The 25531-nt window shown below is 65.0% G+C and carries 24 protein-coding genes; 15 read left to right on the top strand and 9 right to left on the bottom strand.

The features are described 5' to 3' along the window. The first annotated feature begins 29 nt into the window (after positions 1–29). From ABFX29_RS05125 to ABFX29_RS05155, 7 genes are read left to right on the top strand one after another with little or no spacing between them, the layout of a single operon-like run. On the top strand, positions 30–800 hold the full coding sequence (locus ABFX29_RS05125; RefSeq protein WP_152225426.1) for an HpcH/HpaI aldolase family protein: 771 nt from the start codon (positions 30–32) through the stop codon (positions 798–800). A gap of 52 nt (positions 801–852) precedes the next feature. Beyond that, positions 853–1638: a 2-oxo-hept-4-ene-1,7-dioate hydratase gene (gene hpaH / locus ABFX29_RS05130; protein ID WP_152225428.1), complete on the top strand. Its 786-nt coding sequence runs from the start codon at positions 853–855 to the stop codon at positions 1636–1638. Beyond that, positions 1623–2435 carry an HpcH/HpaI aldolase family protein gene (locus tag ABFX29_RS05135; protein ID WP_152225430.1) on the top strand — a complete coding sequence of 271 codons (813 nt, stop codon included), beginning with the start codon at positions 1623–1625 and terminating at the stop codon, positions 2433–2435. Before hpaH ends, ABFX29_RS05135 begins: the two co-directional genes overlap by 16 nt. A gap of 8 nt (positions 2436–2443) precedes the next feature. Then, positions 2444–3661 carry a CaiB/BaiF CoA transferase family protein gene (locus ABFX29_RS05140; RefSeq protein WP_346038479.1) on the top strand — a complete coding sequence of 406 codons (1218 nt, stop codon included), beginning with the start codon at positions 2444–2446 and terminating at the stop codon, positions 3659–3661. Continuing rightward, on the top strand, positions 3658–4836 hold the full coding sequence (locus tag ABFX29_RS05145) for an acyl-CoA dehydrogenase family protein (protein ID WP_152225434.1): 1179 nt from the start codon (positions 3658–3660) through the stop codon (positions 4834–4836). Before ABFX29_RS05140 ends, ABFX29_RS05145 begins: the two co-directional genes overlap by 4 nt. Positions 4837–4875: 39 nt before the next feature. After that, positions 4876–6393: an aldehyde dehydrogenase family protein gene (locus tag ABFX29_RS05150; RefSeq protein WP_246167214.1), complete on the top strand. Its 1518-nt coding sequence runs from the start codon at positions 4876–4878 to the stop codon at positions 6391–6393. After that, complete coding sequence (locus ABFX29_RS05155; RefSeq protein WP_152225436.1) at positions 6390–7289, top strand: 3-hydroxyacyl-CoA dehydrogenase family protein; 900 nt, start codon at positions 6390–6392, stop codon at positions 7287–7289. Before ABFX29_RS05150 ends, ABFX29_RS05155 begins: the two co-directional genes overlap by 4 nt. A gap of 64 nt (positions 7290–7353) precedes the next feature. Here the strand turns inward: ABFX29_RS05155 and ABFX29_RS05160 are convergent, their stop codons facing one another. Next, a complete protein-coding gene (locus ABFX29_RS05160; RefSeq protein ID WP_152225438.1) occupies positions 7354–8358 on the bottom strand; it encodes a TIGR04086 family membrane protein in 1005 nt (334 codons plus the stop codon). A gap of 138 nt (positions 8359–8496) precedes the next feature. Between ABFX29_RS05160 and ABFX29_RS05165 the strand changes: the two genes are divergently transcribed. Next, the gene (locus ABFX29_RS05165) at positions 8497–8997 is read left to right on the top strand and encodes a DUF456 domain-containing protein (protein ID WP_152225440.1); all 501 of its coding nucleotides are present in this window, start codon (positions 8497–8499) and stop codon (positions 8995–8997) included. Between the two features lie 9 nt (positions 8998–9006). On the opposite strand, the gene ABFX29_RS05170 is transcribed toward ABFX29_RS05165, so the two are convergent. Beyond that, positions 9007–9579 (bottom strand): dihydrofolate reductase family protein, encoded by a 573-nt coding sequence (locus ABFX29_RS05170; protein WP_152225442.1) that lies wholly within the window; start codon positions 9577–9579, stop codon positions 9007–9009. A 171-nt stretch (positions 9580–9750) separates the two neighbouring features. On the opposite strand from ABFX29_RS05170, the gene ABFX29_RS05175 reads away from it, so the two are divergent. Beyond that, a complete protein-coding gene (locus tag ABFX29_RS05175; RefSeq protein WP_152225445.1) occupies positions 9751–10335 on the top strand; it encodes a YdeI/OmpD-associated family protein in 585 nt (194 codons plus the stop codon). Here ABFX29_RS05175 and ABFX29_RS05180 read toward each other — a convergent pair. Further along, the gene (locus ABFX29_RS05180) at positions 10332–11858 is read right to left on the bottom strand and encodes a S10 family peptidase (RefSeq protein WP_152225447.1); all 1527 of its coding nucleotides are present in this window, start codon (positions 11856–11858) and stop codon (positions 10332–10334) included. The two genes, ABFX29_RS05175 and ABFX29_RS05180, sit on opposite strands and share 4 nt — an antisense overlap. Positions 11859–12211: 353 nt before the next feature. On the opposite strand from ABFX29_RS05180, the gene ABFX29_RS05185 reads away from it, so the two are divergent. After that, positions 12212–13558, top strand: coding sequence for an MFS transporter (locus tag ABFX29_RS05185; protein WP_152225449.1), 1347 nt, complete (start codon positions 12212–12214; stop codon positions 13556–13558). Positions 13559–13646: 88 nt separating this feature from the next. Here the strand turns inward: ABFX29_RS05185 and ABFX29_RS05190 are convergent, their stop codons facing one another. The 6 genes from ABFX29_RS05190 to ABFX29_RS05215 all read right to left on the bottom strand — a co-directional run bounded on the left by ABFX29_RS05190 (position 13647) and on the right by ABFX29_RS05215 (position 19509). Continuing rightward, positions 13647–14078: an META domain-containing protein gene (locus tag ABFX29_RS05190; RefSeq protein ID WP_152225451.1), complete on the bottom strand. Its 432-nt coding sequence runs from the start codon at positions 14076–14078 to the stop codon at positions 13647–13649. 11 nt (positions 14079–14089) lie between these two features. Then, positions 14090–15085, bottom strand: a complete 996-nt coding sequence (corA, locus tag ABFX29_RS05195; protein WP_152225453.1) for a magnesium/cobalt transporter CorA — start codon at positions 15083–15085, stop codon at positions 14090–14092. Between the two features lie 76 nt (positions 15086–15161). Continuing rightward, on the bottom strand, positions 15162–15806 hold the full coding sequence (locus ABFX29_RS05200) for a M23 family metallopeptidase (protein ID WP_152225455.1): 645 nt from the start codon (positions 15804–15806) through the stop codon (positions 15162–15164). A 9-nt stretch (positions 15807–15815) separates the two neighbouring features. Beyond that, positions 15816–16835, bottom strand: a complete 1020-nt coding sequence (locus ABFX29_RS05205) for a zinc-dependent alcohol dehydrogenase family protein (RefSeq protein ID WP_152225457.1) — start codon at positions 16833–16835, stop codon at positions 15816–15818. 128 nt (positions 16836–16963) lie between these two features. Beyond that, positions 16964–17938 (bottom strand): sugar phosphate isomerase/epimerase family protein, encoded by a 975-nt coding sequence (locus tag ABFX29_RS05210; protein WP_152225459.1) that lies wholly within the window; start codon positions 17936–17938, stop codon positions 16964–16966. Between the two features lie 380 nt (positions 17939–18318). Further along, on the bottom strand, positions 18319–19509 hold the full coding sequence (locus ABFX29_RS05215; protein WP_387015091.1) for an ROK family transcriptional regulator: 1191 nt from the start codon (positions 19507–19509) through the stop codon (positions 18319–18321). 333 nt (positions 19510–19842) lie between these two features. Here ABFX29_RS05215 and ABFX29_RS05220 point away from each other — a divergent pair, with 333 nt between their 5' ends. The 5 genes from ABFX29_RS05220 to eboE are packed head-to-tail and all read left to right on the top strand — an operon-like array spanning position 19843 to position 25526. Next, positions 19843–21108 carry an inositol-3-phosphate synthase gene (locus ABFX29_RS05220; protein WP_246167218.1) on the top strand — a complete coding sequence of 422 codons (1266 nt, stop codon included), beginning with the start codon at positions 19843–19845 and terminating at the stop codon, positions 21106–21108. Further along, positions 21105–21986, top strand: coding sequence for an SCO3242 family prenyltransferase (locus tag ABFX29_RS05225; protein ID WP_152225461.1), 882 nt, complete (start codon positions 21105–21107; stop codon positions 21984–21986). Before ABFX29_RS05220 ends, ABFX29_RS05225 begins: the two co-directional genes overlap by 4 nt. Continuing rightward, a complete protein-coding gene (locus ABFX29_RS05230; RefSeq protein WP_152225463.1) occupies positions 21983–23506 on the top strand; it encodes an EboA domain-containing protein in 1524 nt (507 codons plus the stop codon). The genes ABFX29_RS05225 and ABFX29_RS05230 overlap by 4 nt, the downstream gene beginning before the upstream one ends. Next, the gene (locus ABFX29_RS05235) at positions 23503–24381 is read left to right on the top strand and encodes a TatD family hydrolase (RefSeq protein WP_152225465.1); all 879 of its coding nucleotides are present in this window, start codon (positions 23503–23505) and stop codon (positions 24379–24381) included. The genes ABFX29_RS05230 and ABFX29_RS05235 overlap by 4 nt, the downstream gene beginning before the upstream one ends. Further along, a complete protein-coding gene (eboE, locus tag ABFX29_RS05240) occupies positions 24381–25526 on the top strand; it encodes a metabolite traffic protein EboE (protein WP_152225467.1) in 1146 nt (381 codons plus the stop codon). Before ABFX29_RS05235 ends, eboE begins: the two co-directional genes overlap by 1 nt. The last annotated feature ends 5 nt before the right edge of the window (positions 25527–25531 follow it).

The raw sequence follows: 25531 nt of genomic DNA on the forward strand, positions 1-25531 counted from the left end.
TTGGAAACAGCCGCTGCGGGGCCGCTCTCATGACCCTGAAGGATCAGCTGGCATCCGGCGAACCCCAGTATGGGCTGTGGATGGGGCTCGCGAATCCGTACTCAGCCGAGATCTGTGCCGGATCAGGTGCGGACTGGGTGCTGATCGACGGTGAGCACGCGCCCAACACCCTGACAACTGTTCTGGGACAGGTACAGTCGGCCCGCGGCGTCGTGGAGGTTGTGGCGCGAACTCCGGACCGCGATCCGACGCCAATTAAGCAGTACCTCGACCTGGGTGTGCGGAACCTGCTGGTGCCGGGAGTCGAGACTTCACAACAGGCAGCTGAGGTGGTTGCAGCGACACGCTACCCGCCGGCGGGTAACCGGGGCGTCGCGAGCACCCTGAACAGGGCAGCCGGCTTCGGGCGCCACACCGATTACCTCAGGACAGCCCACGAGTCCATCTGTCTTTTCGTGCAGATCGAATCGGCTGCCGGATTGGAGTCGGTCAAGGAAATCGCCCAGGTCCAGGGCATCGACGGTGTTTTCGTTGGGACGGGAGACCTGGCGGCCTCACTTGGCCACCTCGGGAACCCAAGGCACCCGCAGGTTCGTGAAGCGCTGGGCCATGTCCTTGAGACAGTCCAGGGTGTGGGCGGGCACTTTGGACTCTACGCAAGCTCCCCCGCTGACAGTCGTGAGTGGGCGATGAAGGGCGCCGCCCTGGTTGCGGTCGGCAGCGACGTCGGTGTCCTTCAGCGGGGGACCCGCCAACTCTTTCAGCAGGTGCGAGGGGACGCCATCCGGACCGGATGGTGAAGCCCATGCCCCCCGCGCCATCAAACCCTCACCCTCAATTGAAAGGCTGACCATGCTCAGTGAGGAGACCATCACTGCCATAGCCGACGAGCTCGTCGAAGCAGGTCGGACCCGCGTTCCGATTGAACGGCTGACTGCACGGTATCCGGACATGAATGTCCAGGATTCGTACCGGGTGCAAGACCTCTGGCGCAGGCGCTCTGAAGCTAACGGGCGCCGGCTTGCCGGTCGCAAGATCGGTCTGACATCCAGGGCAATGCAGGCGGCCGTCGGGATTACGGAACCGGATTACGGGATCATTTTTGATGACATGGTGCTGGAAAACGGCAGCAGCATCCCGTGGGACGAATTCACCCATCCGCGCGTGGAAGTGGAGCTGGCATTTGTCCTGGGCAACGATATCCGTGGGCCCGGGGCCACAATCTTCGATGTCCTGCAGGCCACGAAATACGTGGTTCCGGCGTTGGAGATCCTGGATTCGCGCATCGAAATGGACGGTCGGACCATCGTCGACACCATTAGCGACAATGCCGCAATGGGAGCAATGGTTGTTGGCGGGAACCCCGTCGACCCCCATGACGTGGATTTGCGCTGGATCTCGGCGATTCTTTATAAGAACCAGATCGTCGAAGAAACGGGTGTAGCAGCGGGCGTCCTTAACCACCCGGCAGCCGGAGTCTACTGGCTGGCAAACGCGATCGCTGCTCACGGCGAAGGGCTTGGAGCCGGAGAAATAATCCTGGCCGGGTCCTTCACCCGCCCGCTGTGGGTCCAGAGAGGTGACACCGTCGCCGTGGACTACGGAAGGCTCGGGACGATTACATGCCGTTTCGAATAGATCCGCCTATGTCCTTCAAGGAGCTCTTCAAAGACGGCGGCACTGCCGCAGGCATGTTCCTGAATTCGGGCGATGCCGGCGTCGCTGAGATCTGTGCAGGTGCCGGACTGGACTATCTGCTCATCGACGGAGAGCACGGGCCCGTTGGCATCGAATCCGTCCTGGACCAACTCCGGGCGATCGCTGGCTACCCGCCGGTGGCCGTGGTCCGGGTCCCGGCCAACGACCCGGTGGTGATCAAGCAGTTCCTGGACATCGGCGCCCAGTCGCTGATTGTGCCCATGGTCCACAACGCTGATCAGGCGCGGCAGGCAGTTCAGGCAACGCAATACCCTCCGGAGGGCGTGCGCGGTGTCGGTGCCGCACTGGCGCGTTCAGCCCGCTGGAACCGCGTCCCCGACTATCTGGCCCGGGCGAATGACTTCATCTCGCTGCTTGTGCAGGTTGAGTCTGTTGAAGCGGTAGACAACGCCGCTGCGATCGCTGCCACGGAAGGGATCGACGGCATCTTTATCGGACCAGCGGATATGGCAGCCACGATGGGCCTGCTCGGGCAGCAGGACCACCCCGATGTCATCGAATCGGTGATGCGTGTTATCCGGACCGTTAAGGCTCAAGGCAAGATCGCGGGCGTCAATGCCTTCCAGGAGCCGCAGGCCCGTGCCTATACCGAGGCCGGTGCGGATTTCATCAACGTTGGTGCCGATGTAGCCATCCTTGCCCGCGGTGCTGAAGCGCTTGCCGGCAAGTACAGCCGGAGGGCAGCACGGGCCGCCTCGGCGCCGTCGAGCTACTAGCCGTTTTCATGCAGCGTGTAACCCTTGATCAGGGAAGTCAGGACAAGATGCCTCAGCCCTTAAACAACATCAGGATCGTCGACCTCTCGCGGATCCTGGCCGGACCCCTGGCCTCGATGATGCTTGCGGATTTCGGAGCAGACGTCCTCAAGGTTGAAAGCCCGTATGGGGACGAAACCCGCAGCTGGTGCCCGCCGGTAACACCGGACGGAACGAGCACGTACTTCACCGCACTCAATCGGAACAAGCGTTCCGTGGTGGTCGATTTCAATAATCCGGACGACTTGGCTGCCCTGATGACGCACATCAGGAAAGCCGATGTCGTAATCGAGAACTTCAGGCCCGGCGTTCTCACCAAATTCGGTCTCGGCTACGAGCAACTCAGGAGCCATAACCCCAAGCTGATTTACTGCTCCATTTCAGGTTTTGGGGACAGGCACGGCGCCCACCTGCCGGGGTTCGACCTTCTGGTCCAGGCGCTGGGAGGACTCATGAGTATCACCGGGGAGCCGGATGGCCCACCCAGCAAGGTTGGAGTGGCGCTTGTAGACGTGCTCGCCGCACAGAACGCAATATCTGGAATTCTTCTGGCGCTGCGGGAGCGGGAACAGTCAGGGGAAGGCCAGCAGGTTGGGATTTCGTTGCTCACTTCGCTGCTTGCCGGGCTGACGAACCAGGCCAGCGGGACACTCGCCACAGGGGAGCCGCCGGCCCGTCTTGGCAACGCCCATCCAAGCATCGCGCCGTATGAAACGTTCAACACGGCTGACGGCGTACTCGCGGTGGGAGTGGGAAACGACAGGCAGTTTGCCTCTCTGATCGGTGAGCTTCGGCTTCAGGACCTGGTCCGGGACGCCCGCTTCGCTACGAATGCCCTGAGGGTGAAGCACAGACAGGAGTTGAAAGTGCTGATCGAGGAAGCGCTTCAAAGCCGGACTGCCGCGGAATGGCAAGGTCAGCTGATGTCAGCCGGCGTACCGGCCGGCAAGGTGAACTCCGTGCTGGAGGCCATCGAATTTGCCGGGTCCCTGGGCCTGGAACCGGTTGTTGCCATAACCGACGAATCGAACGGGCGAACCACACGCCATATTGCTAATCCCATCGGGCTCTCCCGGACGCCCGCACGCTACACCCGGGTGCCCCCGGAGTTGGGCGAACATCAAAATCTTCTTTGCACTGCAGACACCATCCACCATTCGAACCAGGCCAATAAGGGAAACAGATGACTACCCACCCACTCGTCACCGAACCGAGCGACCTCATCGATTTCGATGATCTCCTCTCCGCCAGCGAACTGGAATTGCGGAACCAAGTCCGGGAATTTGTCCAGGCGGAAATAAAACCGTACATCGCAGCTTGGTACGAAGACGCGCACTTTCCGCTCGAGATCGTCCCCAAGATGGCCGAGCTTGGCCTGCTGGGAATGCATCTGGACGGTTATGGCTGCGCCGGGCGTTCCGCGGTGGAGTACGGATTGGCCGGGGCGGAACTGGAAGCCGGTGACTCAGGGCTGCGGACGTTCGTCTCGGTCCAGGGCTCGCTTGCCATGTCCGCCATCCACAAACACGGTTCGGAAGAACACAAGAAGCAGTGGCTGCCGGCCATGGCTGCGGGCAAGGCCATCGGGTGCTTCGGCCTCACTGAACCCACAGCGGGCTCCGACCCCTCCAGCATGACCACCTTTGCCCGCCGCGACGGCGAAGACTGGGTGCTCAACGGAACAAAGCGGTGGATCGGCCTGGCGTCAGTGGCGCAAGTAGCAGTCATCTGGGCGCAGACCGACGGCGGGATCCGCGGATTCGTGGTCCCCACCGAAACCCACGGATTCACTGCCACCCCGATCGAACCCAAACTCTCCATGAGGGCCTCGATCCAGTGTGAAATCGAAATGACAGATGTGCGCCTGCCAGCTGATGCGGTGCTCCCCGGAGTCGTAGGACTGAGAGGCCCCTTTTCCTGCTTGAACGAGGCCCGATACGGCATCATCTGGGGTGCGATGGGCGCGGCGCGGGATGCTTTCGAAGACGCCCTGGCCTATGCCCAGACGCGAATGCAGTTCGATAAACCGCTGGCCGGGTACCAGCTGACCCAGCAGAAGCTGGTGGACATGGCTCTGGAGATCAATAAGGGCTTCCTCCTGGCCCTGCACCTAGGACGAAAGAAAGATGCCGGGACGCTGGACCTGCATCAGATCTCCGTGGGCAAGCTGAACAACTGCCGGGAAGCCATAGCCATCTGCCGGGAAGCCCGGACGATATTGGGCGGGAACGGCATTACGTTGGACTACTCCCCGCTGCGGCACGCGAACAACCTTGAGTCAGTTCGAACCTACGAAGGAACGGATGAGGTTCACACATTGATTTTGGGCAACAAGCTCACCGGTGTCCCGGCCTTCCGTTAGGGATCTCCGGCTGTGCCAGCTGACGAAATGAACAGGAATATGGAAACGACCACCGACCTTGTGCAGGAACCGCCCGTTGATCCAGTGGCGCTGCGGATTTACGTTAACGGCGAATGGAACGAGGGCAGGGGTGCCGCGCTGGTCTCTGCGAATCCCTCACGGCCCGGAGAAACTGTTGCGCACGGGTCGGAAGCGATCCCGTCCGATGTAGGCGCGGCGATGGCGGCAGCCCGGTCAGCCGCGCGTGGCTGGGCCCGCACTCCTATGCATGAGCGTGGAGCGGTGCTTATACGGGCTGCAGAGCACCTCGAAACCAACACCGAGGCGTGGGGACTCGAGCTGGCACGCGAGGAGGGAAAGACCCTGGCGGAAGGTATTGGGGAGGTAGCGCGGGCCGCCCAAATCCTCCGGTATTACGGCAATGAGGGTGACAGGCCGGTTGGAGAGGTTTTCTCGTCTCCGCGCCGGGGTGAACGTATCCTCGTTGCGCGCAGGCCCTTGGGGGTTGTTGGGGTAATAACGCCGTTCAACTTTCCGATCGCCATCCCGGCGTGGAAGATCGCGCCCGCACTCGTTTATGGGAACACCGTGGTGTTCAAACCCGCGAGCCTGGTGCCGCTCCTGGCCATGCGGCTGGTGCAGGCGCTGGACGCGGCCGGGCTGCCGCCCGGTGTCCTAAACCTGGTGTTTGGCCCGGGTGAACTTGGCAACGAATTGCTTGAGCACCCCGAGCTGGACGGCGTAACCTTCACTGGATCCACACGCGTGGGCCGTGCCATTTCCGGAAAAGCCGCACAAAGGGGAATCCCGGTTCAGGCGGAGTTGGGCGGAAAGAATGCGGCCATCGTCCTGGCCGATGCGGATCTTGAGCTCGCCGTTGAACAGGTCCTTTCCGGAGCGTTCCGCTCCAGTGGGCAGAAATGCACCGCGACGTCCCGATTGATCCTCCAGGAAGAAATCGCAGACGAATTCCTGGAACGGCTCCAGGCCCGTCTGCGGCACTGGGTCGTTGGCGACCCGGTGGATCCTGCCACTCACATGGGCCCGGTGGTATCCGCTTCGGCCGCCGAGGAAATACGCGCCGGTATCCGTACCGCTCTGGACCAGGGCGCCAAGCTGGTCTGCGGAAGCACCCCGGACCCCGCTGAAAGCGAAACATGCCAGGCCGCAGGCAGTTTCCTGGCGCCTTCGGTCTTGGAGGTGCCGGCGGGGACCATGGCCCGGAAGAATACTGCATGGCGGGAGGAACTATTCGGACCAGTGCTGGCCGTACGCCGTGCAGCGGATGCTCAGGACGCCTTCGACCTTGCCAACGAAAGTGAATTCGGACTGAGCGCCGCAGTATTTACCCAGGACACCACCCTCGTCCTGGCCGCCATGGATGATCTGGACGTCGGCATTCTGCACATAAACTCCGAATCGGCAGGGGCGGATCCGCACGTTCCCTTCGGGGGAACGAAAAAGTCCGGATACGGCCCCAAGGAACAGGGCGGCGCTGCCCGGGAGTTCTTCACCCACACCACTACTGTCTATCTGCGCGGAGGTATTCCGGCATGAGCTCCGCTGTGCACACGGACCCTGGGCTTCGGAACATCCGCGTCATGGTCGTGGGGGCTGGGACCATGGGCGGGCAGATTGCCATGACGGCCGCGCTCGCGGGATTCCCAACCATCCTTCAGGACATCTCAGCTGAGGGCCTGACCGCAGCGGAACACGATTTGGCGCGCTGGGCCAAGGGCCGGGTGGGCAAGCAAAAGTTGAGGGAGGAGGACGCGTCAGCGGCGCTGGGCCGCATCGAGTATGCAGGCGACCTGTCCGCAGCGGCCCGTGCCGACGTCGTCATCGAAGCCGCTACTGAGCGGCTGGAAATCAAGCGGGACATTTTCGCGGAACTTGGGCGCATTTGCCCGCCCCATACGATCCTTGTCACCAATTCCTCGACGCTGGGGTCCTCCAAGATCGCGGGGGAGTCAGGCCGGCCCGACAAAGTCTGCAACATGCACTTCTTTAATCCGGCCCTGGTGATGAAGTGCGTCGAGGTGGTGCGCAATGACGCCACTTCGCAGCAGACTGTGGAGGCGGTCATGGCGCTGGCGCGAGCGTTCGGCAAGGAACCTGTGCTGATTAACCGGGAGGTTCCCGGGTTTATTGCCAACCGCCTGATGGGGGCGGTTCAACGGGAGGCCCTGGCGCTGGCAGAGGCCGGCGTGGCCTCCCGTGAGGACATTGATTCCACCGCCCGGACTGCCCTCGGCCATCCCCTGGGCCCGTTCGAGCTCATGGACATGGTGGGACTCGACGTCATTCACTTCATCGCCGAGTGCACCTACGCGGAGACGGGGGATACCGCGGATAAACCGAATGCCGCGGTTGCTGCGCTGGTGGAACAGGGGCGCCTGGGCCGGAAAACGGGGGCAGGGTTCTACGAGTACGCGCGGGCCGCTGCCGGCTAGCAGTGTTCAAGACGCGAAAACCGGCCCCGCACTTGCGCGGGGCCGGTTTTTTCTGCGCTCCGGACTAGGCCGGAACCGGAGTGAACTTGGCACGGTCCACCCGGCGGTGGAAGCGCATGCCTGCCAGCCCGCCGAGGATAGCGCCGACCAGGCTGACCACCACGGTGGCCAGCAGTGCCAGCCAGGAACCGGCGCTGACGTCACCAAGATCCTGCGGCAGCGGTGCGACGGAGTTGAGCTGGGTAAGACTGCGGATGTCGTCGTTGAAGATCAGGCCAAGGATTATGACGACGGCGGCGGCCACCAGGGCCCACAGCCAGACGGCGACCCCCTGCTTGGCTCCGTTGAAGCGGGCCATCCGTCCGGCGACGTAGCCGCCGGCGTAGTAGGCCAGCAGCAGGACTATCAGGGTGATGATCGCGCCGATCAGCCCGGAGGACTGGTTGGCGGCGGCCTGGTCCAGGGCGGCCCCCAGGTCCGTATCGGTGGAGACACCGACGGCGGCGCCAATGGCGGCAGCAAGCGCGGAGAGCAGCACCACCATTCCGGTGGCGGTCAGCCAGCCAAAGAACGCTGCGCCAAACTTGATGCCGCCAAAACGCTCGCGTTCGGCTGCCAGGAGTGCCTCCCGGTTCGGCATCACGGGCTCTTCGGCCGTCCGGGCAGAGCCGGTGTGCTCGGCGGCGGCCGCGGCGCGTACGTCACCGTTTTCGCGGTGCGTGGCCCGCCGGGTGCTCCCTGCGGGTGCGTCCCCGCTCCGGTAGGCGGCGTCGTTCGGGTCCCTGGTTCCGGTGATGCCGGTGTTCAGGACTTCCGTGTCGTTGCTGCGCGACCCGGCCCGGTGTCCGGTGGGATCCGCATACTCGGTGGAGCCGGCACGGCCGGCGGATCCCGCACGGCCGGTGGTTTCGGCCTGCGGCGGGGTTTCCAGCCGGCGGGTGACGTCGGGTTCCTGCGGGGTGTGGTTCGCCTGCGGTGCCGCGGCGTCCGCGTTTCCACCGGCAGGCACGTCCTCTGCCTGGCGGCGTCGGGGTTCGCCCGCTGCGGTGCTGCCTGAATCGGTACTCATCTGTTTCTCCTGTTGCCGTTGGGGGTGCCGGACTGAAGGTGATGACTTCATAAGTAACCTTACTGTAGCGTCAGCGGCGCCGGTTCAGCCGGATTCGGCGGTCCTGTGCCTGGCACACCGCGTGGAAGACTGGGCAGCATGGACACGGACCTGATTATCACCATCGTCGCCGGCCTGCTGATCGCGGTAGGTGTGGCCGGCATCGTGGTGCCTGTGCTGCCTGGCAGCATCCTGATCCTGCTGGCCTTCCTGGGCTGGGCCATCGGCGTCAGCAGCGGCGCGGGCTGGTGGTCCTTCGCTTTCGGAGCGCTGTTCGCCCTGAGCGGGCTTTCCGCCAGCGCCGTCCTGACCGGCCGGAAACTGAAGCAGCGGCAGATCCCCAACCGGTCCGTCCTCATTGGCCTGGCCGCAGGAATCGCCGGGATGTTCTTTATTCCGGTGGTGGGGCTGATCGTCGGTTTTGCGGGCGGCCTGCTGCTCAGCGAGTTCGCGCGGCAGCGCAGCTTCCCGGCAGCGGCGTCCTCGTCCTGGGCGGCACTGAAGGCCACCGGGCTGGGCATGCTGGTGGAACTTGGGCTGGCGCTCGCGGCCGGAACCGCGTGGATTATCGGCGTCTGGATCCACTTCGCCACGCGCTAGCGCAGCAGCTCACTGGCGGGCGGCCCGTTTTGGCCGGTAGGTCCGGCCAAAGCTCCGCTCCGCCCCCGCAATGATGCCGGTCAGTTCCCAGTCATAGCGCCGGCCGCCGGGGAAATCGAAGATGCGGATCCCGTCACCCAGCATCACCGGAGCCACGAACACCTGCAGCTCATCAATGAGGCCGTGCTCCAGCGCCTGGCGGGCTATGTCCGCGCTGATGATCTGCACGTCTTGCTCCCCGGCAATCTCCCGGGCCCGGCGGACAGCCTCCGCCACGTCACAGTTCAGTGCGGTCACGGTTGGATCCCCGGCCAGTTCCTCCGGGCGGTGCGTCAGGATGAACTCCGTCCCGGACCAGGCGCCCCCGTATGCCTCAGCGGTGGCCCCCTCCCGCTCATCCTGCTGGGCCTTGGCGGCGTCATACCCGTTACGGCCGGAGATGATCACGCCCACCGCCTCGGCCATCCGCCCGGTGAGCCCCGGCGGCAGCGGTTCCAGTGCGTCGAACCACGCCATGTCGTGGCCGGGTCCGGCAATGAACCCGTCGATCGAACTGGTGAATCCCCATGCGACCTTGCCCATGCCCTGCCTCCCGTGCCGTGCCACACGCCAGCCGTGTGCAGGCGAAGCTATCCAAGGGACCGGCGGCCCGCAAGGATGCCCACCAGGCCTGCGGACATAAGCTGTCCCCAATCTGGGGAATACTCAAGGGATGCCGCCCCGGCCAGCTTCCCCGCCCCAAGGACATCGCCAATGACTGAACGAGCCGCCCCGCCCGAACTGGTTGTTGCCGACGCCGCCGCCTGGCGGGCCTGGCTCCAGGAGAATGATGACGTGAGCGACGGCGTCTGGTTGATCCTGGCGAAAAAGGGGACCCGGATTCCTACGTCGCTCACCTATGCCGAAGCGCTGGAGGAAGCGCTGTGCAGCGGCTGGATTGACGGCCGGAGGAACACTGTGGATTCCGCAACGTTCCGGCAGCACTTCACGCCCAGGCGGGCGCGGTCCCTGTGGTCGAAGCGGAACGTGGAACTGGTCGCCGGACTGATCCAGGCGGGCCGCATGCGGGTGCGGGGGCAGGCCGAAATTGACCGGGCCCAGGCAGACGGCCGATGGGACCGGGCCTACGGAGGACCCGCGGCGCTTGAAGTTCCAGCTGAGCTCGACGCTGCACTGGCGGCTGCCCCGGACGCGGCTGCGGCTTTCGCGGACCTGGGCCGCTCAGCCCGGTATCCGATCCTCCACCAGGTTGTCACGGCGCCCAACGATGCCGTGCGGGCCGCTCGAATCGCCAGGCAGGTGGCCAGGCTGGCCGACGGGCCACTCTCGGCCGATTAGTCCGCGGGCGGTGCTACGAACTCGGCCAAGGCGGCAAGCTGCCCCAGCCGTGCTTCGGGCTGCAGGTACATCATGTGCCCGGCCTCGTAATAGTGGTGCGTGAACCGTGAGCGGGCCGCGTCGGACAAACGCAGGTGCGCCCAAACGTACTCGGCCGCGAAATGGGGCGTGGCGCCGTCGTAATAGCCGTAGTCAACGTGCACCCGCAGGCTCGGGTTGTGTGCCATCAGCCGTTCAAGGGTCTTTGTGACATCAATGGGTACGCCCTCGAACTCCTTGTAGCTCCACGGCTGGACCCTGCCGGTGAGGACTTCGTACGGCAGGTCGTTCTCGTAGCCGAGCTCGGCGCGGACGTAGTGGTTGATCGCTGCAGCGTAGGGGCCGTTGATGGCGGCGAGGCTGGGATCGTCCCAGTTGACCGAGGCCTGCGGGTCCTCCGCGGGAGCGGTGAAGCGCCCATCGATCCGCCCTACGGCCAGTCCCTGGTCCCGGAGCAGCTCGGCGGAGAACTGGGCATAGTCCCAGCGCAGGTTGGTGCGGCGGATAAACCCGGGGTCCAGGGTGGTGAGTTCGGCAAGGCGCTGGACAGCGGCGTCGTACTCCTCCGTGGTGAGCCGGGAGCCCTGGCTGAGCGCATAGCCGTAGTCCCTCGCCGCATACTCCTCTGCCTCACGCACCACATCGGCCAGTTCACGGTCCGGATGCCGCCCGTGGAAGTGCGCTATCGCCGCGTAGGTGGGCAGGTGAAGGGCGTACGGCGTGTCCACACCCGGTGCGAACATGACGGTGCCCAGGTTCAGGACGGTGGAGATCAGCCCAAGCCCGTTGACAGACATGCCGTACGCGTCAAAGAGGCGCCCGGCGACGGCGACGGCACGCAGGGTGCCGTAGGACTCTCCCACCAGGTATTTCGGGCTCAGCCAGCGGTTGTTGCGGGTGGTCCAGAGCCGGATCACTTCCGCCACCAGGTCCCGGTCCTGCTCGAAGGCGTGGAATTCATCCGCGGTGTTGCCGTCCACAACCCGGGAGAAGCCGGTGTTCACGGGATCGATCATCACCAGGTCGGCATGCTCCAGCAGTGTCTGCGGGTTGTCGACCAGGCCGTACGGGGGAGGGGTGAGGTTCCCGGCATCGCCGGAGTTCACGAGCCGGGGACCCAGCAGGCCAAGGTGCAGCCACACGGAGGATGAGCCGGGTCCGCCGTTGAACGCGAAGACCACCGGGCGGGGGTTCGGAGTTTCTTCCGCGGCGTGGTTGGCCGTGTAAGCGGTCAGGAAGATCTCTGCCTTGGGCTTGAATCCGTCTGCCTTGCCGTCGGAAGTTTCCTCCCGGCGGAACACCACACGGCCGGTAGTGGAGGTGTATTCCAGGCCGGAGGGCAGCCGGTGGCTGCGCTGCACCAGGTCATCGGCCACTTCCGCAGGGCTGCCGGTGTCCGACGCCGATGCTGCGGACGGTGTCCCGGTGGGCGGTGCGCTCGTGGGTTCCGAAGCGGGGCTGGTCTCTGCGGGCTGTGAAGGCATCCGTTCAGCCTAACGGCCAAAACCCGGGCTTGTGTGCTGTATCACACGTCATCTATAGTTCCACTAGTTCGCTATCAGAAACAGATGTTCAATTATCGAACACATCGTTTTTGGACACGAAGTGGTGGGGAAGCGCGGGTGAGATCCATTTCGCCGCTCCGCCGCCGCCCGGCCCGGGATGTTGGGATTGCTGGATTTCTGGCTGTGCGCCAGGGCAGCGACATTTTCCTGCGGCCACTTGTCATAAATGGAACATAGTGTGTTCCCGGTCACAGATCAGGGTATCTTGAGGCGACAGGTTACCGACCGTTCTTTCAGTAATGTTTCCCCAGTCAAAAAATAATGGAGTTTCAATGACTACTAAAAGCGCGTCTGCTGCGCCGTCCCAGCGGATGAGCCGGGAGGAACGCAAGGTACTTGCGGGCACCCTGGTTGGTACCACCATCGAGTGGTACGACTTCTTCATCTACGCCCAGGCCGCAGGCTTCGTCCTGGCTACCCTTTACTTCGCGCCCGTCGGTGAAGGCACTGCCCTGGCGCAGATCGTTTCCTTCGCCTCCATCGGCATCAGCTTCCTGTTCCGTCCGCTGGGCGCCATCGTCGCCGGCCACCTGGGCGACAAGCTCGGCCGCAAGCAGATGCTTGTGTTCACCCTGATCATGATGGGTGCCGCTACTGCCCTGATCGGCGTGCTGCCCACCTACGCGCAGATCGGCGTCGCAGCACCGATCCTGCTGCTGGTCCTGCGTATCCTGCAGGGCTTCTCCGCCGGTGGCGAATGGGGCGGTGCTGCTCTGCTCTCCGTTGAGCACGCACCCGTGAACAAGCGCGGCTTCTTCGGTGCCTACCCGCAGATCGGCGTTCCCGTCGGCATGATCCTGGCAACGTTCGTCATGTTTGTCATCTCCAGCACCCTCAGCGAAGAGGCCTTCCTGGAGTGGGGCTGGCGCATTCCGTTCCTGTTCTCCGTTGTCCTGATCTTCGTGGGCTACTTCATCCGCCGCTCGGTCGATGAAAGCCCGGTCTTCAAGGAGATGCAGCAGCGCAAGAAGGAATCCTCAGCTCCGCTGGGACAGCTGTTCAAGTACAACTCCCGCGAGGTCATCCTTGCCGCACTGATCTTCATCGCCAACAACGCAGCCGGCTACCTGGTTATCGCGTTCTTCGCCTCCTACGCCGGCAAGGCGCTGGGCATGGAACGTCCGGCCGTGCTGCTGGCCACCACCGTAGGCTCCTTCGGCTGGCTGATCTTCACGATGTACGGCGGCATGCTCTCTGACAAGATCGGCCGGGTGCGCACCTTCCAGATCGGCTACGCCTGGGTGTTCCTGTGGGCCATTCCGATGTTCCTGCTGATCGACACCGCCAACGTGTTCCTGTTCGGCCTGTCCATCTTTGTGCTGACCATCGGCCTGGGCCTCTCCTACGGACCGCAGTCGGCGCTGTACGCCGAGATGTTCCCGGCCCGTGTCCGCTACTCCGGCGTCTCCATCGGCTACGCGCTCGGTGCCATCCTGGGCGGCGCATTTGCGCCCATGATTGCCGAGATGCTGCTGAACGCGACCGGCTGGTCCGGCTCCATCGGCATCTACATCATGGTGCTCTGCGTGATCTCCTTCGTGGCAGTGACCATGGTCAAGGAAACCAAGGGCGCCGATCTTGGCGTCGAGGAATCGCACCGGGCTCCGCAGCCCAAGTAGTTCTCTCTCACCCCCAACGAGATAACAGAAACTGCCCGTATGAAGCTTCATACGGGCAGTTTCTGTCATTTCGGTGAAGGGGAGGAGGCTACCGGGTGAGGGAGCCGATCTCGTTGCCTTCGCCGTCGTACACCAGCAGTGTCTGCTCAGAGGGAACCGCAGTGGCCGCCGAGGCCAGCCACTGATCGACGTCGGGACAGGCCATCATGGTCATGGCCACTTCCTGGAAGCGGACCGTCCCGTCCTCCAGGACCCAGCGGCCCATCAGGCGGTTGCACCCGTCGGTGCCGGTCAGGCGCCCGTCCCCATGCAGCTCCAGGGACGGCTCGCGGGTGTTCTCCGGGTTCCCCCAGACGCCTTCGGGTGCGGACGGCGCCGCATTCGGTGATGCGGATGACGACGGCGTGTCCCCGGCAGTCCCGGAATCGTCCGGGGAGGTGCCGGGAGCGCCGGGATCCGTGGCGCAGGCAGCTACGCCGAGCAGCACGGCCAAGGCCAGGAACGTGATCCGGGTGCGCATAGCGGGGCCTCCTACAGCCAGTTGTTTCGTTTAAAAGCTGCATAAAGCAGGATGCCGAGCACCACCATCAGGGCCAGGGCCATCGGATAGCCCAGCGGCCAGTCGAGCTCCGGCATGTTCTTGAAATTCATACCGTACACGGTGCCCACCAGGGTGGGAGCAAACAGGATTGCGGCCCAGGCGGAGATCTTCTTGGTCTGCTCGTTCTGGGCGATGGACGTCTCCGCCAGGCGGTTCGAGGCCAGGGTGGAGCTGAGCGCCAGGGCGTTGTCCAGCAGGGAGCGGTAGGCGGTGATCCGGTCGATGAGGCGCAGGACGTGGTCCAGCACATCGCCGAGCCGGTCCCTGAGCTCGGGCGGGACGGCGTACTTGTCCGGATTTCGCTGCAGCTGGCCCACTACGGTTTCCAGCGGGCTGATGGCACGCTGGCAGCCAATGACTTCGCGCGAGAGTTCGTAGATTCTTCGTGAGACCTCGCCGTCGCCGCCGAAGAGCTGGTCTTCGATTTCATCGATGTCGTTCTCGAGCCCGGCGGAAACCGGTGCGTATTCGTCGACCACCTGGTCCAGGATGGCGTAGAGCACCGCCTGCGGACCCAGGGACAGCAGGTCGACCTCGTGCTCCATCCGGGTTCGGACCCGCGCCAGGTCCGGAGACTCGGCGTGCCGGACGGTCACCACGAAGTTGGGGCCCACAAAGAGGTGCAGCTCGCCGATTTCAACGCGTTCGACGTCGTCAAGATAGCGGGCGGGCCGCAGCACCACAAAAAGCTGGTCGCCGTACTGTTCCAGCTTGGAACGCTGGTGCCCGGCGAGGGCGTCCTCCACGATCAGCAGGTTCAGCCCGAATTCCTCGGCGACGGCCAGCAGCTCAATGTCGTCTGGGCGGTAGAGCCCGATCCAGGCCATGCCGCCCGTCTCCCGGGTGAGGTCGAAGGTCTCCTCAAGGGTTTCCGGGCTGTGCAGGCGTTTGCCGTCCACATACACGGCGTTGTCCACCAAAGTCACTGCTGCTCCTCACACTGCCAAGCCTGCTTACCTGATGAGCCTACGTCGCCGAGCCGCCCGGAGCGGCCATGGGTCCTCAGCCGGTTTCGACGACGTCCCGATTGCGGGGCAGCCACGGCGTACCCGTTCCCGGATGCCGGAATGCCAGCGGCAGGCCGCGGGCCCGCTCCCAGTCCATGGAATCGCAGACCTGGAGGTGGACGTGCGGTTCGGTGCTGTTGCCCGAGTTGCCGCATTCGCCCAGTTGCGTACCCGGCCGGACAGTATCCCCGACTGCCACGGCGGTGGAGCCGCGCCGCAGGTGGGCCAGCAGGATGTAGGCCGGAGCCGCCCCGGAGCCGGTGGCGAGGACGACGTGGTTGCCCGCGATCCCCGCCGGACCCTGCCGGACCCGTTGACGCTGGGTGAGTGCGTACCCGGCCAGCGCGAACGGTGAGCGCCGCGCCTTATGGTCCGGTTCGCCGTCGTGCACTGCCGCCACCGTGCCCGCAGCAGGAGCCAGCACCGGAACGCCGAACCCCGTGAACGCCTCCGGCGCCTCGGTGCCGAAAACTGCCCGGAACGACGGCGGAGCGGAGCGGCCGTGTGCATCGACGGCCACAAAGTCGATGGCGTAGGTGGTCCCGAGCAGGTGGGTTCCGTGGCTCGGCACCCGGTTGGCCGGGCTGTTCTGCACCGTCCAGCGGCCGGTGAAGGGGAAGTCCAGCAGCACGGGGTCCATGGGTTCAGGCTAGGGCGTCAGCAGCACTTTGACGGCACGCCGCTCATCCATGGCGCGGTAGCCTTCCGCCGCGTCCTCCAGTGGAAGGGTGAGGTCGAAGACGCGGCCCGGGTCGATTTGCCGGTCCCAGATGCGCTGGATCAGGTTCGGCAGGAAGCGCCGTACCGGTGCCGGACCGCCGAGCATGTTGATTTCGGCGAAGAAGAGTTCCATGCCGGGCAACGCCACCTCATGGGTGACTCCCACAAAGCCCAGGTGTCCTCCGGGGCGGGTGGAGCGGATGGCCTGCAGCATCGATTCCTGGGTGCCCACTGCTTCGACGACGGAGTGCGCGCCCACGCCGCCGGTCAGTTCCTTCACCGCCTCAACGCCCTCGTCGCCGCGCTGGGGGAGGATGTCGGTGGCGCCAAAGTGGCGGGCGAGTTCCTGGCGCCGGGGATTGCGGCTCATGGCAATGATCCGCTCAGCCCCGAGTTCTTTGGCAGCCAGGACCGCCATCAGCCCGACGGCGCCGTCGCCCACCACTACTGAGGTTTTCCCCGGGCCGGCCTGGGCTGCGGTGGCACCAAACCAGCCGGTGCCCAGCACATCGGATGCCGCCATCAGTGAAGGAATAAGCTCCGGCGGGGGAGTCCCGGGCGTGGCTACGAGGGTTCCGTCGGCCAGCGGGATGCGGGCACGCTGGGCCTGCGTGCCGATGGCTCCCATCGGCACGGCGTTCACACAGCGGCTCTGGAAGCCCGCCCGGCAGATCACGCAGGTGTTGTCCGACGCCCAGAAGGAACCGACGACGAAGTCTCCGGGCTTGATGGTCCGCACCTCGGTGCCGACCTCCTCGACCACCCCGATGTACTCGTGGCCCATGGGGGAGTCCTGGACTTTCTCGATGCCCCGGTACGGCCACAGGTCCGAGCCGCAGATGCAGGTCGCTGCCAGCCGGATGACGGCGTCGGTGGGTTCTTCGATGGCGGGATCGGGCCGGTCCTCCGTGCGGACCTCTCCAGGTGCATGCATTACTACGCCGCGCATGGGTCTCTCCTTGGGGTGGGGGGTCCACCAAGGACAGCACTTTTGCTGCTGTTGGAACAGCCCCAAAAGGCGAGGGGCCATCCCGGTTGTCCGGGATGGCCCCTCGCTTGGGGTGTCAGGGGACTGCGTTAGAAGCGCACGCTCCGGAGATACCGGTAGCCCACCTCTGCGGTCTGCAGTGGAGTGACATCCGGCTGGTCGTTCTCGACGATGTATTCCTTGGGCTGGTGTGCCCGGAAGATGCGCGGAAAATCGATGGTTCCGGTACCCAGGTCCGCAAAATCCCCGCTCGGTTCCCGATCCTTCACGTGATACTGGAGGACCTCCTGCGGAGCTTCCTGGATCGTGTCGATGGCGAACTGGACCGGGTCGGCAGCGCCGACTCCCACACCGCCCGTGACCGCCCAGTAAAGGTCCACTTCCAGATGGACCAGCTTCGGATCCAGGCGGCTGGTGAAGATGTCCCAGGGAGTCAGCCCGCCGCCAAGGTCCGTCGTGAACTCGTGGGCGTGGTTGTGGTAGCCGTACTTGATTCCGGCCCGGCGAACTACGGCTGCTTCGGCATTCATCTGGTCTGCCCAGCGGTACCAGTCGTCTGCGCTGGTCGAAGCGAGGTACGGAACCACCATGTACGTCTGGCCGAGGGTGAGGGCATTGGAGATCTTGGCCTGCAGGGCTTCCGGCGTGGCGCTGATCCCTTCGTGGCTGGAGGAAGCCCGGATTCCCACTCGGTCCAGGGTTTTCCGCATGTCCTTGGCGGTGCGCCCATACAGGCCGGCCAGTTCCACCCGGTTGTATCCGTATTGGGCCAGCCGGGTGAAGTTCTTATCAATCTCCGCGCCGTTCATGATGGAGCGCAAGGTGTACATCTGGATGCTGATTTGGCCCGGAGGGACCGGACGGTTGCCCTTGTGGCCGGGTTTTCCGTGGTGGTCGGGTTTGCCGTTCTTGCCGGGGTGGGCCACTGCAGGCACCGCCCCGAGTCCTGCGAGGCCGACGCCGACGCCGGCGGCAAATGCTCCGCGGATGAAATTGCGCCGGTCAACACCCTTCTTTTCAAGAGAACGGCTTAGCGCACCTGTTGCGTCAAATCCGAAGCACATACTGTTGCCTTCCTGACAGTTGGACGCGTTTTCGCTGCCTTCGTCGGCAGTGCGAAAACCCGTGCGGGGTCACTGGGGAATTCACTGGGCTTATGCGGATAGCTCATCGTCGCCGGCGGGCTATCCACGTTGATCAGCACCAGCATTTAGGTAGCTATGTTCGTTTTTGTTGTCTGAAACCACTACCAGGCGCCCGGGCGTACCTTAGGGGGTTAGGTCAGGAAAGCATCCCTGCTGTCCGTCGTTTCCTCCGGAGGCTGCGAGTGTGAAGTAAGAGCGGTGACTGGAAATGAGTCCGTCGCATGAGGCTATGGCGGACTTTTGGTGTCTGTCAAGCAAAAGTCGCCGACAGGGGTGATTAAGTTCGGTGAGTTTCCCGGTCAGGCGTTGCTCAGGCCGGACACCATGGCGTCAATCCGCTGGGGAGACATGGCATGGTGAATCGCCAGCATGCTGGCGCCCAGTACTCCGGCGTCGAGGCCGGAGCTGGAATGGACTATCTGCAGGTGCTGGGTGGCAAGCGGAATGGTGCGCGAATACACGGTCTCCCGGATCCCGGCGATAAAGTGCTCACCGGTCAGTGCCATGGATCCGCCAATGACTATCACCGAGGGGTTGATCAGGCTGATGCACGCGGAGAGGACGTCCCCCACGTCGCGCCCGGCCTGCCGCACGGCGTGGATGGCTTCGGTGCTTCCGGCGCGGACCAGCGCCACAACATCCTCGCTGCCGCTGGCATCAAGGCCCAGCTGCCGCAGCTTGGCGGCGATCGCCGGTCCGGAAGCGATGGCTTCCAGGCAATCGGTATTTCCGCAGTGGCAGGGCACTCCCGTGCCGCCGTGCACGCGGATGTGCCCAATGTCCCCGGCCACGCCGTCTGCCCCGCGCTGGAGCATTCCGCTGGAGACGATGCCGGAGCCGATCCCGGTGGCAACCTTGACGAACAGCAGGTCATCCACCTCCGGCCAGGCCATATTCCGCTCGCCCAGGGCCATGATGTTCACATCGTTGTCGACCAGCACGGGGACGTGGAACTGCGACTGCAGGAATCCGGGCACGTCGTAGGCGTTCCAGCCCGGCATGATGGGCGGATTGATGGGGCGTCCGGTGCGGTGTTCCACAGGCCCGGGCAGCCCGATGCCCACCGCCAGAAGGTCTTCGGGCGACCGCCCGGTCTCGGCGAGCAGCTCGGAGCCGATTTCCACCACGGCTTCGAGGACGGCCTCCGGCCCCAGGGTAATTTCCAGGGCCCGTGCGGACTGGGACAGCAGGTGGCCGGTCAGGTCGGTGACGGCCACCTGGAGGTGCGATGCTCCGATGTCCACGCCCAGCACAACCCGGCTGCCGGCCTTTAGCGCGATGCGTGAGGAGGGGCGGCCGCCCGTGGAGACGGCGTCTTGGACAAATCCCACGAGTCCCAGGTCCATAAGCGCTTCGATCCGGAGAGTGACTGTGGAACGCGCCAGTCCCATCTGCTCCGCCAGCTCGGATCTGGTCCTGGGCTTCCCGTCGCGAAGGATTTGGAAGAGCTCGCTCGCTCCGGATGAGGCCAGCCCGCTGACGTTACTTATGTCACTCACCGACTCATTACAGCACAGATGGCGACGGAACTATTGACTTCAATCACTCCGCGTGCCATAGGTCCACCTTGGTTCGGTTGATGCGTCTCCAGCCGTCCCGCAAACCTGAGGCGCTGGGGATCATCACAACTCCCACGCTGGATTGTAAACATTCGACTGAATGACGGTACCGCTAAGCACAGATATATCGGAATACCTCATAAGTCCGTTGTTGCCTGACATTACCTATGTTAGGTTCCCTGTGACGGGCGTCTCACCCGAAGGTTTCGAATCCTGGGTCTGGCGCAGGCCCGCCGACGGTTCGTAAAACTTCGAGGAGGAAGTTTGATCAGGGACACCCATGAGGGACTGAAAGCTGAGCCGGGCGGAAGAGCCGCTTCCGGCGGCCCGCCTGCCGGCGGCAGTTACGGAAAGACGGGCATCTGGCTCATCGGAGCACGGGGCTCGGTGGCAACGACGGCGGTGACGGGCCTGGCAGCCATCGCATCACGCCTGGTGAAACCACTGGGGTGCGTCACCGAACAGGACGCCTTCCACGGCGTCAGCCTCCCGGATTACGCAGACCTGGTGGTAGGCGGCCATGACATCAGCGGTGTTTCAATCCTCAAACGGGCAGAGAAACTTGCCGAGGCCGGGATGATTCCCGGGCATCTGCTTGAATCCGTCCGGTCCCAGCTCCAGGACGCTGACGGGCGGGTGCGTCCCGGGTACGATCCCGCCGGTGCCCCGGAACCACAGTCCGAAGCCATAAGGCGGCTGTCCGGAGACATCCTTGCGTTCAAGGAAGCGCACGGGCTGCGCCGGGTGATTGTCCTGGATGTCGCTTCCACGGAAGCGCCGCCGGTCCAGCTCGACGAATACTCGGATCCCGGTCTCCTGGAAAAAGCCCTCAACGATCCCGAACGGTCTGTGCTTCCCGCCAGCTCGGTAGCTGCCGGCGCGGCGGTCCTGGCCGGATCTCCGTATATATGTTTCACCCCGTCAACGGCCCTCAACATTCCTGCCCTGTATGAACTCGCGGGAGCCTCCCGGGTGCCCACGGCAGGACAGGACGGCAAGACGGGCCAAACCTGGCTGCGCTCGGTGCTGGCCCCGGCACTTTCTGCACGCGGACTCCACGTCCTTTCCTGGGCCGGCACCAACCTGCTGGGCGGTGGAGACGGAGCCACTCTGGCAGACAGCCGGGCGGTCTCGGGAAAGCTGCTGTCGAAGAACCGGGGACTGCGGGAGCTCACCGGCGGCGCTGTCACGCCGCTGCACATTGACAACGTGCCCGACCTGGGTGAAACCAAGGTGGCGTGGGACCACATCCATGTGGAAGGGTTCCTGGGTTCCCGGCTGACCATCCAGACAACCTGGACCGCCTACGATTCAATGCTGGCCGCTCCCATGGTGCTGGACCTCGCCCGCCTGATGGCGCTCGCGGACGCCGCCGGAGAAACAGGCCATGTTGGCGCCCTCGGGTTCTTCTTCAAGGATCCCTGGGGCAGCGCGGAGCATTCCTTCGCGCAGCAGGCAGGCAACCTGGTGCAGTGGGCGCACGAAGCCAGCAGCAGGATCCCCTCCACGACGGGGGGTGGCAGGCAGTGAGCGCGGCCGGTGATTACCTGGAGCTGGTACGGGCCCCGGCCGTCCTGACCGTGCTGGGGGACACGGTGGCCGGCGGCGCTGCCGCCGGGCGTGCCCTCAGCGGGCGGCGGGCACTGATGCCGCTGGCCAGCGCCTGCCTGTATGCCGGCGGAATGGCCCTGAACGACTACGCGGACAGGGATCTCGACGCCGAGGAGCGGCCCGAGCGGCCCATCCCTTCCGGGCGGATTAGCGCGCGCAGTGCCCTGGCCGCGGCATCTGCCCTCACGGCCGCGGGCCTTGGCTTGTGCGCTGCGGCCGGCGGCCGCGGTGCCCTGGTTGTGGGAGTTCCACTTGCCCTCTCAATCTGGACATACGACCTTGTGGCCAAGAACCATGCCCTGCCGGGCGCCGTCTCGATGGGAACCTGCCGGGCCCTTGACGTCCTGATGGGCGCGGGCGCCGGACATCTCAGGCAGGCGCTGGGGGCAGCAGGAATCATGGGGGGCCATACGGCAGCCGTAACCCTCCTCTCCCGCGGAGAGGTTAACGGCACGGACGCCGCCACCGCTTCCGGCGCCGCGGCAACCACAGGGTTCCTGGCCGCATCGGTTGTCGCAGGGACCGCAGGGCCGCCGGCCAGGACGCTCGCCGTCGTGGGAGCCGCAGCCGCCTATGCCCTGAGATGCGCACCGGCTCAGATGCAGGCAGCGCGCAACCCGGCCGCCGGCAACGCACTGAACGCGACTAAGGCAGGCATCCGTGCGATGGTTCCGCTGCAGGCAGCGCTCACGCTGCGCCATGGGCAGCCGGTGGCCGCAGCCGCGCTGATCGGCGTGGACATCGTGGGCAGGATCATCCGTTCCCGCCCCAGGGGCAGGAGAGTGAGCGAGTCATGACCACCACACCGTCTGCACCGCCGTTCAGCATCGGGTACGGCACCAACGGGTTCACGGACCATCCGCTGCCGGCGGCGCTGGAGCTGCTGCACGAATGTGGCTACGGCGCCGTGGCCCTCACCCTTGGCCATCCGCACCTGGACCCGTTCGCCCCGGATCTGGATGCCCGCCTCAGCCGGCTGCGCCGCAGGCTCGATGAACTGGATTTCCGGGTGGTGATCGAAACCGGAACCAGGTTCCTCTTGAACCCCCGGGAAAAGCACCGTCCGGCGCTGGTTGATGACGACGCCGCGGCCCGCGTGGATTTCCTGCACCGTGCGGTGGACATCGCAGCAGCGTTGAAGGCCGAATGCGTGTCCTTCTTTTCCGGCATCCTGCCGCCCGGCACCGGTCCTGAAACCGCATGGCACCGTCTCGAAGAGCGCGTGGGCGAAGTGCTGGGCCATGCTGCGGAGAAGGGGGTTGTGCTGGCGCTTGAACCGGAACCCGGCATGTTCGTGGAGACTGTCGCGCAGGCGCTTGAGCTCCGGGCCCGGCTCGGTGAGCCGGAAGGGCTCCGGCTCACCGTGGACATTGGACACTGCGTGGTGGTGGAACCTGGCGGGATCCGGGGTGCGCTGATGGAGGCCGGGCCGCTGCTGGCTAACGTCCAGCTGGATGACATGCGGTCCACTGCACATGAGCACCTGCCGTTCGGGGAGGGGGAGGTCGACCTGCCGCTGGCCCTTGCCACACTGGCGGAACTGGAATACCGCGGAGTGGCCGCCGTCGAACTCCCCCGGCACTCCTTTGACGCGCCGGGCCTGGCCTCGCGGAGCATGGCTGCGCTCCAGGGCGCCTGGCAGGACGTGCAGGCAGAACGCGTGGTGGAACAGTGGCTGCAGCAGGCCGTAGCGCGTGTCGCTGCGGATCCCGGTGCGCTTCCGGCAGTCTTCGCGTCAGCAGGCCGCAGTGTTGGCCGGAGCCCGCTGAAGCCTGCCGCCGATCCCACGGCAGTGCTGCATGGCAGCAGGAGCGACTACGCCCGCAGCGAGTTCCTCCGGCGGCTGGCCGGGTTCCTGACTCCCGCGGAGCTGGCAGAAACTCTGGTGGAGCTTTACAACGGGGGCGACTCCGCAGAACGGCGCGGAGTGCTCCGGGGTCTGGGAGCGCTGGCCAGCCGCGAGCCGGGTCTTCCTGCTCCGGTGGTCGCGGCGGGCCTGCAGGTGACGGCGGAGGCGCTCCGGACCAACGAGACCGGACTGGTTGCCGCCGCTGCCGGCCCCTTCGCCGCCGCCCACCTTGACCAGCACAACTGGCGGCATGCAGTCCTGAAACTCATCTTCATGGGCGTCAGCATTGCCGCCGTGACCGACCTCAGTCACCGTGCCGACGACGAACTGGCGCGCATGGCTGCCGACTTCGCCGCCGAACGGCGGGCAGCGGGCCGCCCTGTACCGGACGACGTCGTCCTCCTGCTGCGCAGCGCAGCCGGCAGTGCAGCCACCCCCTCCACATCCCTCAAGGAGTCCCAGGCATGAGAATTTTCGACCCGCACATCCACATGACCAGCCGCACCACCGACGACTACGCGGCGATGTATGAAGCCGGGGTCCGCGCCCTGGTTGAGCCCGCCTTCTGGCTGGGGCAGCCGCGGACCAGCGTCGGATCCTTCATCGACTACTTCGATGCCCTCCTGGGCTGGGAGCGGTTCAGGGCAGCGCAGTACGGAATCCGGCACCACGCGACCATCGCCCTGAATCCCAAGGAAGCGAACGATCCCAGGTGCGTGCCTGTCCTGGATGAGATTCCGCGCTATCTCGCCAAGGAAGGTGTGGTTGCCGTTGGCGAGATCGGCTTCGATTCAATGACCCCGGCTGAGGACAAGGCGTTCACCAGGCAGCTGGAGCTGGCTGCCGAGCACAACCTCCCGGCACTGGTGCACACCCCGCACCGGGAGAAACTCCGGGGCACGCAGCGGACACTGGACATAGTCCGGGAGTCGAACCTTGACCCGTCCATGGTTGTGGTCGACCACCTGAACGAAACCAACGTGGCCATGGTGAAAGACGCGGGCGCCTGGATGGGCTTTTCCATCTACCCGGACACCAAAATGGACGAAGAACGCCTGGTTGCCATCCTGCACGAGTACGGAACCGCCCAAGTGCTGGTTAATTCGGCTGCAGACTGGGGCAAATCCGACCCGCTGAAGACAGCGAGCACGGCAAAAGCCATGCTTGCGGGCGGATTCTCGGAAGAGGACGTGGACCGCGTCCTCTGGCGGAATCCGGTGGAGTTCTACGGCCAAAGCGGCGCCCTGATCCTGGATCCGATTCCCGGCTTCGACGAAGTGGAACTCGGCGGAGCCGGAGCCACGTTCGAGGGAAACTCGCTGCTGCGGGGGGTCCGTGCCTGATGCGGCTTTCCTACTGCACCAACGTCCATCCGGCAGAGGACCTGGACGGGGTGATCCGCCAGCTTCGTGAATACGCCGGTCCGGTCCGCCGCCGCGCGGGGCTGGACGTCCTGGGCGTGGGGCTTTGGCTGCCTGCCGGGCTGGCTGGCCGGTTGGCCGACAGTGACACGGATCTGGCACTGCTGCGGGAGGTCCTGTCCGAGCAGGGGCTGCAAATCCATACTCTGAATGCGTTTCCCTATGGCGGGTTCCACAATGAGGTAGTCAAGACCGACGTCTACATCCCCACCTGGGCGCAGCGCGAGCGGCTGCAGTACACGCTGGAGTGCGCCCACGTCCTTGCCGCACTGCTTCCCGACGGCGTTCCCGGGTCCATTTCCACGCTGCCGCTGGCCTGGCGCACTCCCTGGGGCAGGGAGAACGACGAGGCAGCCGTGCGAGCGTTCGCCATCCTGTCCGACGGGCTCAGGACGCTGAAGGAGTACACCGGGAAAACGGTCCGGATCGCCGTGGAACCTGAACCGGGCTGTGTCCTGGATACCGTCTCGGATGTCACCGCGTGGCTCGCAGCCGGGGTCCCTCGAGGGATTGATCCCGAGTACATCGGCCTGTGCGTCGACACCTGCCACCTGGCAGTCTCCTTCGCGGACCCGGCGGCGGCCGTCCGGGGCATCGGAACGGCCGGCCTGCGCGTCGTGAAGGTCCAGGCATCCGCCGCACTGCACGTGTCCGCGCCCTCCGGAAACTCGGCCCGCCGTGCGCTCGAAGCGTTCGCGGAGCCGAGGTACCTGCACCAGGTCAGGGAACTGGAGCCCGGCGGAACGGTCCTGATGGCGGACGACCTGCCGCAGGCGCTCGGCGAGCTTCCGGGCAGGGGGCCATGGCGGATCCATTTCCACATGCCGCTGCACCTGGTGCCGGAGCATCCCCTGGAGACGACGGCAGATGTGCTCCAAGCGGCCGTGGCCGAAGTGAGCACCCTGCCGTACGCGGAGGACGTGCACCTGGACATCGAAACGTACACCTGGAGCGTCCTGCCCGGGAACCACACGGACCTGGTTGAAGGGATTTCCGGGGAGATCGCCTGGGCGCAATCCCATCTGCTGGCCCACGCTCGGTCCTGGCCCGCGTTGCCCCAAACCTAAGGAGA

This window comes from Arthrobacter gandavensis (assembly GCF_039528575.1).
GTDB classification, from domain to species: domain Bacteria; phylum Actinomycetota; class Actinomycetes; order Actinomycetales; family Micrococcaceae; genus Arthrobacter_B; species Arthrobacter_B citreus_B.